Raw genomic sequence first — 12,592 nt, 5'->3', positions numbered from 1 at the left:
GGTCCGGAAGCGGAACAGATCGCGGATGGCGTCCGCGTCCGCACACAGGGGCAGGGCGTTGATGAACACGGGCAGCAGGCAGAACTTGTCCTCCATGAGGGTGAAGTTCTGCGTGGCGAAATGGGTCCGGGCGTTCGAGGTCGCCTGGACCAGCTCCTCGCGGTTCTTGCCGAACACCACGACCGTCATGTTGGCCTGGACGTTGTGGGCGCCCCGGTCCAGATCCTCGAACAGGACATCGTAGGCCTCCTTGCGCTTGACCAGCATGGGGACGAACTTGACCATCGGGCCGCTGCACTGGTTGATCGCCCACTGCCGGCGCTTGGTGAGCTTGTCCTTGGTCTCCAGCTGCGGCGGAAAGTAGAGGGTCATGGTGATCACGCAGTTGCCGCGGACCCCGCCCCGCTGCGAGAGGAGGTCGGCCAGATACTGGGTGGCATCGCCCTGCCACATGATGTCCGGGTAGCGTTTGACCGACAGGGTCTTGGCGAAGCAGTCGTCGCCGAGCTGGAGGTGGTCCTTGCGCACGTCGAGGCTGCGGTTGTAGTCCAGCAGCTGCTCGTTGATCGGCTTGTCCAGGTCGGCCTTGATGTCGGGGTCCAGGCGCCAGGAGGCGTCGGGGCCCTGGTTGAGTACCGAGGAGAAAATTTCCTTGTAGGCGTGGTTGGTCAAGGCGACCGGCGCCAGGCCGCAGCTCTCCAGCGCGGCCCCCAGTCCATCGGCCAGCTCGCGGGCCATGGCGCCTTCGCTGTCGCTGGGCAAGGCCTCCTTGATCGGCAGGGTGATCGCGATGACCAGCTTCTGGTCGCGGATCTTCACCCCGGAGACGCTATCCACCGGGCGCAGGGTGCGCTCGGCGAAATACTCGGCGCGGGCCTGGGTCGCCGTGGCCAGCAGCTCCAGGGTGTCATGGTCCACGGCGAAGCGACCGGACTCGCGGGCGACCTGGCGCAGCTTCAGATAGCCGGTCCTGACCCGGTTGATGTTCTCGGTGCAGATCAGGCTGAACTGGATGGTGGAGCCTTCCGGCCATTCCAGGGCCAGGCCCGCCTTCAGGCGATCGCCCTCGTCGCCGTTGCTCCCGGCCAGGGGCGAGCACAGGAAGCCGAAGCCGATCCGCTTGCCTTCGAGCTGGAACAACGCCTGGTCGGGGTCATAGGCCAAGGCGCCGATCAGCTTGGACAGGCGCGGAATATGGGTCATCAGTTTGGACAGCATGGGGGACTCCTTCAGTTCGACGAACGGGCTTCGATCCAGGCGCGCAGGCCTTCGGCCGGCTTGCCCTCGCGGGTCAGGCCGTCGTCGCGGATGAGGTAGGGAACGTTGCGGGCACCGAGAAACTGGGCGGTGAGGCGGCGCTTGCCGATCACCTCCAGATCGCACGCCCCGTCGGGCTTCTGCGCCAGGGGCGTGTCGAGGTCGCCGGCGACCGTCGCCTGCCAGGCCGCCGCCGGGTCCTCGGCGCAGTGCAGTTCTTTCGTGCGGCTGGCGCTGCGCGGGGTCAGGATCGGCAGCATCAGCACATCCAGGCGGTAGCCCTCGGGCAGGCCGGTGCGGGCCTCCTGCATGAGTTCCTTGCAGTAGGTGCAGGCCGGGTCGGCGAACAGCGTGATGGCCTTGTCGCCGTGCCCGATGCGCAGCGGCGCCAGATCGCCGAAGCCCAGGTGGGTCTTGTCGAGGGGCACGTACTGAACCGCATGGCGAACGTCCGCCAGGGTCTTCAGCTCTTTCTGGGCCCACACGTCGTAGACGGTGCCCTGGATGATGAAGCGGCCGGTGTCGGTCATGACCGCGAACTTGCCGTTCTTCTCGATGGCGAAGACGGCCGTGGCGGGCAACAGGACGAGGCTGTCGGAGTCGATCCACGAGGGCTGGGCAGGCTGGGAAGGCTGGGCGAAAACGGCACCGGCGAGGGAGCAGAGGGAAAAAAACGCGGCGGCGTAGAGAGGTTGACGCATGGGGGTTATCTCCTGAGGAAGTACCCTCAGGCTATAAAGTCGGGACAAAAAAAAGCCCCCTTTTCCGGCGATTTTATGGCCTGAAAGGGGGGCGGAAAAAAGCGCTGGCTTACATGGTGATGGGCAGCGCCAGGAGGGCTTCGGCAGCCTCGACGGCAGCCGGGACGGTGGCGGTCATGATCGACTCGATGATGTCCGGCGCGGCGTACAGGCCGACACCGCCGCCCACGCCGACGACGAAGGACATCAGGGTCTGACGCAGAACGCCGGCGCCGATGCCGGTGAGGATCATCATGCCGACCAGTACGCGGCCGAGGGTACCTTGCATCCAGTCGGTGATGGTGGTCCAGACGCTGTCGAAGGTGGTCGATCCGGTGCCGGCCATGGCGGCGCCGGCGCCGATCATCAGGGCGACGAGAGCGAGGGTTTGAACGTGCGATTTGTTGATGGCTTGCATGGTTTTTCACTCCTGGGGTGGGAAGCGCGTGACTGCGCTGGGGAGTGATTTTTCAGATTTCGAGGGGGCTTGTGCGGCGCTATCGAGCCACTTTTTTGCCGGAAATTAGGAAAAACGGGGGTTTTTCCAAGCTTTTTTCGGTCCCCTCACTGGCAGCGGCATGAGGCATTTTGCCGGCATCACATATTACGCCATTTGGCGGTATACTTTTGCCAAATGGCGTAACGTGGAGACGACACAACGATGGCTACCCCCGAAGCAATCCGGCCCCGCCAGGCCCAGGACCCGACCAGGCCGCTGCAGCTGTTGTTCGGCAGCAAGCCGCCGAAGGCCCGCACGGCGTTCGAACTCCACGAGCTGATCGAGAAAGGTTTTCCCTCGGAGACGGTGATCGCCCTCGTGCAGAGCGTCGGTCTGCTCAAAGACCGGCAGGTCTTCGCCAAGGTGATCGGCATGTCGGAGCGAACCTTCCAGCGGCGCATCAAGCACCCCGAGCCGCTGTCGGCCGAGCAAAGCAGCCGCGCCTGGTGCTTTGCCGAGGTACTGAGCAAGGCGGAAGAGGTGTTGGGCGATCGCCAGGAGGCCGCGAAGTGGATGGTGACGCCGGCCATGGGCCTCGAGGGGCGTGCGCCCATCGACCTGCTCACGACCCAGGTCGGCTTCGAGCTGGTCGAGGACTTTCTGACTCGTCTGCAGTACGGGGTCTACTCCTGATGGCGGCACTACCCTGGAACGGGGAGGCCTACCTCTGGCGGCTGGACAGAAAAGAGCATGCGGGCAGCTGGAACAGCGGCATAGGGGCCGAATTGGGCGGTGGCCGCTGGAACTCGAAAGGCGTCCGGGCGGTCTATGCGTCCGCCGATCCTTCGACGGCGATCCTCGAGGTGGCGGTGCACAAGGGCTTCCGGGCACTCGACACGGTGCCGCATGTGCTCACGGCCGCGCGCCTACTCGACCCCTCGCGGGTCTATCGCGTCGATCCCGACGAGGTGCCCAACCCCAACTGGCTGATCCCCGGCACGCCGAGCCTTGACCAGCAGCGGTTTGGCGATGAGTTGCTGGCGCAACATCCCTTCGTCCTGATCCCGTCGACCGTATCCCGCCACAGCTGGAACATCGTCATGAATCCCGCGCTGGCGGAAGGGCTGTACGAGCAAGTCCTGCAGGAGCGTTTTGCCCTCGACACCCGCCTCAATCCACCGCCTCGCTGAACCGGCCTGTCATGAGCGGCAGAAGTCGACTCAGAACCTGAGTGATCTCCACAAAATCACCCAGGCTCCTGCGCTTTCCGGTGGACCTCCTGCCGCCAGGCCAGCTCTCGGTTACCAGCGCCTGCGCCAAGCTATGGCCACTATCTGCGATAACGGTTTATCGGGAGTTTTAAACGGGCCGCCGACGGACGCGCCCCGCGTGGCTCGATCATCACGCAGCGCCTCCGTTGCGGAATCACCTGGGCCTAGTCGAATACCAGGCCAGCCGTGCCCTTGTGAGGTGAGAGGCTTACACCGAACCGCATCACGCATGAAGTTTTTGTGCGAAGGGAGAGTGACGACTCGCGCAGGGGCGTCTAGCTTTGATAGCGAGGATAGCTAGTTGCCATAAAGCATCAGGCCACACATCAGCAACCTTTAAATAAAACGTGGTTATCCAAGTCGAGAGGGCATACCGAGGCAGATGCTTGGGAAGAAGACACTGAGCGCAGGTGGTAGGACTTGTAGGGCTTATTAAGTGCGCTTTCTGTAACCCCCTATTCGCCGATACACCTTACGCCGACTTCTATGACTTCAACCTAACAGGTCGCATCCTTATGGAAACTCTGAAAAAGCCTGTTTTCTTGCTCTTATGGAAAAGCCAAAGCCAGGAATGACACGGATTTCAGGGATGCCACTTCGAGGCAGAAGGGGCTTTTTCCTTAGCGTGCGATTTTTCCGGATTCGGAGGCGCTCCACTACAGCTCGCACGAGCAGCTTCGTTCGCATCTGAAAGACTATTTTTGAGTATACAACAGAGCTGGCCTTTACCACCGCACCGAAAGTGAAGGAAGAGTGACATGGACTATCCCCGCCGCATCGTCAAAGTAGGCGAGCAGGACGTTGTAATCGTCAAGGCGCTGAAGGAGAAGTTGAATATCTCACTGGGGATCGGAAACGATCCGGACTTGCATCTAGATCTGATGGATGGCAATTTCGGTCCAAAAATGAAGCAGGCTGTGAAGTTGTTTCAGGCGCGGAATGTGGACGGGGAAGGGCGGCCACTCAAACAGGATGGAGAAGTTGGCTCGCTGACCTGGGAAGCTTTGTTCGGCAAGGGTACCGTTGCCACCAGCGCCAATCCGGGTGACCCTCTACTCCAACAGGTGCTCAAGACTGCAGGGGGAGAGGCGGCCAGAAGGGTGCTGGAGGTGCCAAGAAATTCCAATCGCGGTCCACAGGTGGATACTTACCTCCGCTGCGTGGGAGCACCGCTTGGAGTTGCATGGTGTTGCGCGTTTGTATATTACTGTTTTGAAGAGGCTGCTGGGACAATCGGGCGCACCAATCCGATGGTCAAGACCGCTGGCTGTCTTGACCATTGGCGGCGTGCTCCGTCTCGTGGGGGACGGCGCATGGCTTCGTCGCAGGCGGTGAATGATCCGTCACTAGTCAAAGCCGGCATGATTTTCATCATGGATCACGGAGGTGGCCTCGGTCACACAGGTCTAGTGGAACATGTTGTGGGTGGTTTAATTACCACCATCGAAGGTAACACGGATGCAAGCAAGACTCGCGAGGGCGGTGGCGTTTATCGGCTAACCAGAAAGTTTGCGGAAATTAACAAGGGATTCATCGATTATGCGGGAGTGTAAACCCAATGGAGCTCAAGTGGCTTAAATACCTGAACGAAAATTTTTCCTGGTTTTCCGCTGCTGCGAATCGTGCAAGCTCCCGTGTTTTGGAAGCTTGCCATGGGGATGCATGGTAAAATGTCGGATTATTTTTCTTCGAGGAGTCGCGCAGGCAGCGTGCGCAGATCGAGTTGAAGCGGTAGGCAGATGCGCCCAGGCCCCCGGTGTCAGGATAGTTGTCGCCCGACCAGATTCACCTAAATGACGGCCTGGAACCAGGGCCGCTGGAAGCCGGCATCGGTGACCAGGATGGGCGTGCAGTCGGTCGGCAACATCGCCGCGAGCGCCTCGAGCAGGCGCTGCTGGCAACGCGGGGCCCTCGCGCGGATGGACGACTTCGCAGACCGGCAGCGAGCGCCCGAGCCAGCTGGATCGCGGCCCGCAGCAGGAACAGCTTGCCGGCGGACTGTGGAAAACAGCAGCTCGCGTGGATACTGGCGTTGCCGGTGGTTCTCGAACACGTCGTCGACCCAGGCAGCCTGGCATCGCCCGCTCCAGTGCCAGACGCGCCATGACGCTGGCCGGTGCCTGCTTCTCGAATCGCGCCAGCATCGCATCCCTCATCGCCTTGCCCTCCCGATCGATTATCGGGAGAGTTTACGCAAAGACCTTGAAAGGGCTGTTGTTCAAGCCTTTATGTTGGCGGTGTTCAACGTTCAACCCCATTTCCCTGTTCGCCGCCGCGTAACTCCCGAGCTTGTCGGTGATTAGTACACGCGGAGCGCGACCGTGCTTCCTGAGCAGCTTGCGCATGAGCCGCCTGGCCGCCTGCCTGTCGCGCCGGCTCTGCACCAGTACATCGAGCACTGCACCGTGCTGGTCCACCGCGCGCCACAGCCAGTGTTTCCTGCCGCTGAGGGAGACGACCACCTCATCGAGGTGCCATTTGTCGCCTCGGGCCAACGCGGTCGAGCGAATACGCCGGGCAATGCCCAGGCCAAACCTCACCGACCAGCGCCGTACCGTCTCGTAGGTCAGCTCGATGCCACGCGCAGCCAGCAGTTCTTCGACCATGCGCAGGCTCAAGGGGAAACGGTAGTACAGCCACACCGCATAGCCGATCACCTCGGGTGGGAAGCGGTAGCCAGCATAGGAAATGGCATCGGTGGCGGATGCGTCGTGCTGCAGGGTGGTTCGTTTCATATCCGGGATTGTTGCCACATCTCCGTCAACCTGCCAACAACGTGACAGTGCCTCATGGGGAGGCCAAATTCTACTTAGATGCCGGCTGTACCCACTCCTTCAAGCGCTTGTTCAATACTTGAACTGCGGCGCTTTCTGCCTTTTCGGCCTGTCTCGCATAGCGCCAAAGGACGAACTCTGCCTGACTCTGCACCTCACTCCATTTCAATATCGCAGGTACACGCGCGTGTAAATTGTCCAGCTCGCTGAGCAGCATTGGCAAGTTTTCCTCCAGCTTTTTGTCGGCCAAAGCCTGGTAAAGGTTGGCTAGGATCAGTGCCACTACGTTTTCGAAGTCTGGGTTTGTCTTTACCAAAAGGTTCAGGCGCTGTTGAAAGTTTTCCAACTCATCAACGATGCGTGCGCTATCACTGCTGAAAAGCTCTGCGGCAATCCGCTCCAAGGTTGGGTGGTAGGCAAGCTCTGCGTCGCTGGTGTTGGCCTGGGCTTCGGCTTCGGAGTAGTATGCTTTCATTTGCTCTAGGGCTTTTTGTTCAGCTTGGGCGTCGTTCGCCAATAATTCAATCATCGCCAATCGTTTGTACGCTGCGCCGCACAAGCTGGTGCGGCCAAGGGTGGGTTGCACCTTATACACACGGGTGAGGACTTCGATAGCATCCGCTGTTTCTTTGCGGGCATTGCTGAGCACCTTCACCAATTGCTCTCCGTTGTTTTCGGCAGCGCCGGTGACTTTGGCCCAGGCCATCCGCGCCCGTAGTTCACCCAGCTGTTCGCTGGCCTTGAGGCTGGCACTGCCATCGTTGGCGCCGATGGCTTGTTCGAACCAGGCAATAGCTTTTTCTGTGTCGCCGGCTTCTGCCCACGCCTGGGCGAATGCCTCACCGACTTCGCCTATTTCGCCCCAGATCTGGCCGAAGCGTGCTTCCAGATATTCAATGGTATCCAGCACACGGCCCCTGTCGACTTTTTTATAGCGGCTATCGTCGACCGCCAGCTCCAAGGCCACGATCAGCGCTTGCGCCGAAGCAATGCTGTCCAGGCCCTGTTCGGTGATCGGTTCTGGCTGATTGGCGTCTTCGCTGCCCTTGACGAATACCCAATCGGGGTCGCCATAGCATTGGTAGGCGGCCCAAGTGTTGCTGGAGGGCGAGTTCAGCCATGCTGCTTCGCGGGCGGCGGCCACAGCATCGATAAAGCGCCTTCCGAGCAACAATTCGGTATAAAAGCTGGTGGCAAATTCACTGGCGGGACCATCTTCCACCGCCCAGCCAGCGGCGATCACACAGCGCACGCCAATGCCGATAAGCGCCTCGGCGACGGTGGCGGCGAAGCGGGCGCGGTCGTAACACAAATGAGGTAGTTTTTGCAGGTCAGCGGAGTCAGCTGCGGCGAGATGGCAACAGTTGATAAATACCAGCTCAGGCACCACCCGCATGCCTTGCATTTCCCGTGGGCCAAGAAAGATGTCGTTGGATAGCACAACCCCTCTTGGGTCAAGGATCTTGGGTTCTGGGGCGCCCGCTTTTTTGGGCAGTGCCCCCTCCAGTTCCGGAGGCTCGCCATGGCCGGCGATATGCACGATACGCCAGTCGCGCTCAAGCAGTGCGCTAGTAACAGCCAAGGCGTTCACTTTCAGGCAGGGATCGGTATCCTCGGCGATCAGCTCATTGACGCGGTCAGTATCCAGTGTGGCCTTGAACAATTCGGCTATCGCTCTGGCCTCGGCGCGCGCCCCCGGCAACCTCGGATAGCGGGTGGTATCGGTGGCGGGCTCGCCGATGATCAACACATCAGCTTCGGGCGTGGCGTCGGCAACCTGCGTACGGAAGGTTTGGGTACGCAATTTTCGCAGCAGTTTGGCGCGAATGGACCAAGGCATCTTCAAATCATAGGTAGACGTGTTGCGCTCGCGCACGGTGTCCAGCAGCTCCCAGGGAATCCCGGCGGTGGAGCTGTCCAATTCCATCTGGAATTCAGTGCTGCCGCTTAGATAGGCATCCATTTCTATGGGGATGAGCAGCTTGAACAGGATTTGGCCGATGTTGGAGTTGCCGGTCCGCTGGTTGGACGACGAGCTTACCAATTCTCGCAACAAGGCTCCTTGAGTCGCGTGGGCGCGGACCTCCGCGCGCGCGCGCTTGGTATCCAAGGTGTAAGCAATAAGTGGCTGGTTATTCTGGTCGTATTCGGTGATGGCAGAGATGAAATCGTAACTAGTGCTGCGGTAGCCGCCCTCTAGCGGCCGGCGCAACCAGCCCGTACCCCTTTGGATGGTAGGCGTGACCACATATTCATTGGGCCTGGAAATGCCCAATACCTGCACCGCGCGCCAAGCTTCAGTGGCACGATCCAGGTACAGCTCTGTCAGGTGAAGATGGTTCACGATTGGCCAACTCTTTTGCTGCAAGCGTTTGTTGGCTTCCCTGACCCCTTGGGCGATCAGGCCCGCCGCCTGGCCAGGCGACATCCCTGTTCCGCCACTGCCAAGCAAGGCGGAGGCGATTTCAAAGTGCACCGGGACGCCATAGTGTTGTTCGACCAGTCGTTGCGCCCAGGCCAGCACCCCCTGACGGACTGTTTGAATCAAGTCGCTGGAGCGCAACTTGCCTTCCGCACCCAGGCCCACGACGATGGCAGCTTCGGGTCGGGGCAGCTGTAAGGGGTTTTCACCATTGATAGATATATTCATGAAGACTTGGTTGGAGCATGGCTGCAATGGGTACAGGCCTATTTTCAGCGCATCGGCCAGCAGGCCACCGACCATCTCGTCAACCACCCGCTCGCTGCCCGTCAGGTCAGTGCTGACGTAGTGGCCGATGATCAAGGGGTCGCGGGTAAATTTTAAGTTGCAGTTGATAACAGTAATGGCCAGCGACGGTAACTCTGGATTTACTCTGGAGTCGTTAGCCTCAGATACGACACCGAACATCTGATCGACGCTAAGTGGCGGCGCCACAATGTTTCCCCACGCCGGCCGTCTGCGAACATAGCGGGTCGGTTCTACGGCGACCTCTACCGTCCCTCGGCTTATGCTGCTGCTCAGCTCTTTTAGAGCGGTGGTGCGCGAGGTCTTGAGCAGAGAAAGAAATGCTTTGAAAGCTGATTTTTGCTTGGGCAAGTCGCCGTGAGCACAATCTAGAGTCCAAGTTCGTACGCCCGGCAACAATGCACTGCGCAGGGTCACGCGACCATCACCGCCGTGCTGGGCGTCCAGGTAATTGAAGCCATTTTGAGGGTCTATTTCATAGCCATCCGGAGTGAACTGAGCATGCCCGACCACCAACAGCATCTTGTTGCAGTAGGGAGTCATGTCCTGCTTATCGAGCTTCTCGCGCAGACTCACAGCCTTTTTCAAGGCGCTGGGTGTGGGAACACCCCAGGCGTAGTAATCCTTTTGAATAGGCAACCGGTGCCACCGGCTCCGCTCCTCAAGCCAGGCTCGGTCCCTGTCGGCTAGTGCCTGCCAAGCCTTGGTGTCAGCAAGATTGTGTACGGGATCGAGCAGGCTGGCCTGCAGTTGAATAAAACCGGGAAAGTTGGCCATCAGCTGGCGGGACTCATTGGCGCGAAATGGTGCGCCGGCGAAGGCCAGTCCATTGCCGAAGGAGTCGTCACCAGACAGCACCTGCATCGGCGCCCACGAACCACCATTGGGTGTGCCGAGCATCAGCAGGCAGGCGCGCGGATGGTCCATCATTCGTTTCCAGACCAGTGGCCGCTCCAGCAAAAACGTACGCGCGAGCATTCCGCCCATGGAGTGAGCCAATAGGCGAACAGGTTGCCCGCTAGTCTGGCGCGCGTCGAGCGCGGCCTGTACGGCATCTGCCAGGCGCACGGCTTCGTTTTCCAGCGGCAAACGCCAATCGTAGCCGAACTCAATCACCTGATGGCTGTCGCCGAGAAATTTCGCTAGGTCCTCATAGACCATATTCACGAGCCCATCGGGTTTTACCTCATCGGGCATGCCCTCTTGATAAGCGAGCTTGTCGAGGCCGTTGATTAACCAGGGGCCTACCCAGATTCGCCGATCATCCACTTTGAGATTGCTGCCCAAGATCCCCGGCAGAATAAACACTGCCGGCTTGTCGCTCATTGGCTTGTCGCTCGCACGACCGCGATCACCCGACGCCGACCGCCCCTCCCACGACAGCGGCCCAATGGGGCGGAACCCTTGAGGGTCATCCAGCACCAAGCCATTGACGATGGCTTCTGCCGTACGCGGGTTGCTGAAGTATGAGAAATGCGACACACCGCTGCCGCGGTCAAGCACAAAGGTGGCGACTTCGTTACGCGGTGCGCCGCCGTACATGGAGCTGGTTTGCACCACCAGATCGTTGTCCGTCCAAAAGTAGGTGTCGGACAGCAGCGTTTTCAACCAGCAGACAACCGAGTCGCCTTCCATATCCCCCGCGATTACCCGCAGCTGGCCCGCGATAGGCCCTTCGATCGCGTGTAGCCATTGCACCAGCGGGCTTTGGGGCATCTGCGCAGCAAGGCCGGGGATGGATTCAGGATCAGTACGAGACTTCGCAACTTCGGCGAGAAAGCCGACCATTTCCGGCAGCACCGGTAGCCCTATCAACTCCATGCTCCATTTGAACACCGACAGATAAGCGTCCAGCCGACTGGACGCCAGCAGCGTACCGCGCGCTGGGCAGGCGACCCTGACGAAACGCTTGACCTTGAGTTTCTTCCTGCGGGCGATACCGATAAGCTGCTGCAGGTCCTCACGCTGCTGTTGATAATCCGCGCCGGGAGCCTGGGCGCTGAAGTCATCCAACTTCAGGTCGGCGTCGCCGCAAACCCTGGCAAGCACTTCTCCCACCAGCCCTCCCCGCGAATGTGACAATAGGTGGACCTCCGCGCCGTCAGGCAACACGCTCGCCAGCTCCATGGCATTCTGGATCGGGCTTGCGCCAAGGGTCGGGTGCTCAAGCGCATAGACACCGCTATAGTGCTGGAACAGGCTGGCGACCTTCGCGGGGTGCTCCGCCCACAGCTTGCCGAAGGTACCTTGGGTGTTGGAGAAAGTACCGTGCAGCAGAACCAGCATGGGCTTGGCACCCAGCACGATATCTTTTGTTTGCACAGACTGGGTGCCCTTAAGCTTGTTCAGCACCTTGGCGTTCAAGCGATAGAGCCCGGGGTCGACCTGGCTGTCGACCTTCTTCACGGCCAATGCGGCCGTCAGGTGGGCCGCCGAATCTTTGCCGATACTGGTGATGATCTGAATCAGCCCGACAAACACCTTGCCGATAAACCCACGGGTGGCGCCGCTGGTCGTCACATTTTGATTTGCCAGACCATCCCATTGCAGCACAGCGGGCACTCGCACCCCATTCGCCACACTTTGCCCGCTACGCTGCGGCGGGCTGCTTTGGGCGAGAAACAAGTCTTGAGCGCTTTCTGGATGGAGCAGCAGAACCGGGCCATTTGCCACATAAATGGCGACAATGTCCGTGCCTGGCTCAGCACTCACCGAGACCTCGCCTGCTGCCCCACCACGCTGAACCGCGACTTGCACGGAATGTTTGATAGTGCCTTCAGTGAGGCCAGCAGGCAGAGCAAGTGGCGCGCCGCTGGAACGGGTCAGTTGTTCCTGCCCTGGAATGATAAAAGTAATGGCCATCTTCGGGTGTCCTTTTTGGGATGGCAGCCAGCGCTGCGCTTTGTTCACATTAGATGATGGCAAAGCGCTTTTTATATTTTTTAGGTTCTAGAGCCACCCCTTTCAAGGTCTTTTACTTTTCGAGGCCTTGATGAGGCGGTCGGTGGAGACATGGGCGCGAGCCGTCGCGGCACAGGCGCTGTGCCAGTGTGTTGGCCGAATCGTCGGCCCAGGCGGGCCAGTGCTCCACCGCCAGCGCGACGAGCATCCCCTCGTAACGGCTTCTGACCTGCACCGCCAGGTGGTAGGGGGACGCCTCCCAGCCCTCGGGAAGCCGTTCGCGATGTGCCTGTTCCACGCTGCGCTTGAGCACCGCCAGGAGGTTGTAGGCCAGCACCGCCACGGCAAACCCCAGCAGCGCCGCCCGGGGATGGCCCAGGCTGCGGATCTCGCTCTGCAGGACCGACTCCAGGCGCTGGAACATTCCCTCGATACGCCAGCGCCGACGGTACAGCTCGGCAATCTGCCGGGCATCGATCGTC

7 protein-coding genes and 3 pseudogenes are annotated in these 12,592 nt (G+C 60.3%); 3 read left to right on the top strand and 7 right to left on the bottom strand.

The annotated features are described in order from the left end of the window. The 3 genes from BMY22_RS20985 to traA all read right to left on the bottom strand — a co-directional run. On the bottom strand, window positions 1-1,218 hold a 1,218-nt coding region (locus tag BMY22_RS20985), incomplete at its 3' end, for a conjugal transfer protein TraC (RefSeq protein WP_143068580.1). Between the two features lie 11 nt (window positions 1,219-1,229). Then, a complete protein-coding gene (locus BMY22_RS20980) occupies window positions 1,230-1,958 on the bottom strand; it encodes a DsbC family protein (RefSeq protein ID WP_090625180.1) in 729 nt (242 codons plus the stop codon). 109 nt (window positions 1,959-2,067) lie between these two features. Next, window positions 2,068-2,415 carry a TraA family conjugative transfer protein gene (traA, locus tag BMY22_RS20975; protein ID WP_090625179.1) on the bottom strand — a complete coding sequence of 116 codons (348 nt, stop codon included), beginning with the start codon at window positions 2,413-2,415 and terminating at the stop codon, window positions 2,068-2,070. Between the two features lie 243 nt (window positions 2,416-2,658). Here traA and parS point away from each other — a divergent pair, with 243 nt between their 5' ends. From parS to BMY22_RS20960, 3 genes are all read left to right on the top strand, one after another. Then, the gene (gene parS, locus BMY22_RS20970; RefSeq protein ID WP_040107397.1) at window positions 2,659-3,129 is read left to right on the top strand and encodes a type II RES/Xre toxin-antitoxin system antitoxin; all 471 of its coding nucleotides are present in this window, start codon (window positions 2,659-2,661) and stop codon (window positions 3,127-3,129) included. Next, entirely contained in the window at window positions 3,129-3,626 is a 498-nt protein-coding gene (locus BMY22_RS20965) for an RES family NAD+ phosphorylase (protein ID WP_090625177.1), read from the top strand. Before parS ends, BMY22_RS20965 begins: the two co-directional genes overlap by 1 nt. Before the next feature lie 839 nt (window positions 3,627-4,465). Continuing rightward, window positions 4,466-5,260 (top strand): peptidoglycan-binding domain-containing protein, encoded by a 795-nt coding sequence (locus BMY22_RS20960; RefSeq protein ID WP_090625176.1) that lies wholly within the window; start codon window positions 4,466-4,468, stop codon window positions 5,258-5,260. A 242-nt stretch (window positions 5,261-5,502) separates the two neighbouring features. Here the strand turns inward: BMY22_RS20960 and BMY22_RS20955 are convergent. The 4 genes and pseudogenes from BMY22_RS20955 to BMY22_RS20940 all read right to left on the bottom strand — a co-directional run. Next, a pseudogene (locus BMY22_RS20955) lies at window positions 5,503-5,705 on the bottom strand (IS4 family transposase); the annotation flags it as partial. 215 nt (window positions 5,706-5,920) lie between these two features. Continuing rightward, a pseudogene (locus BMY22_RS20950) lies at window positions 5,921-6,442 on the bottom strand (IS6 family transposase); the annotation flags it as partial. A 70-nt stretch (window positions 6,443-6,512) separates the two neighbouring features. Continuing rightward, on the bottom strand, window positions 6,513-12,071 hold the full coding sequence (locus BMY22_RS20945; protein ID WP_090625175.1) for a DUF7379 domain-containing protein: 5,559 nt from the start codon (window positions 12,069-12,071) through the stop codon (window positions 6,513-6,515). 222 nt (window positions 12,072-12,293) lie between these two features. Beyond that, a pseudogene (locus tag BMY22_RS20940) lies at window positions 12,294-12,592 on the bottom strand (transposase); the annotation flags it as partial.

The sequence above is a fragment of the Azotobacter beijerinckii genome (genome assembly GCF_900110885.1).
Lineage (GTDB): Bacteria > Pseudomonadota > Gammaproteobacteria > Pseudomonadales > Pseudomonadaceae > Azotobacter > Azotobacter beijerinckii.
This window is presented reverse-complemented; position numbering and strand designations above follow the sequence as displayed.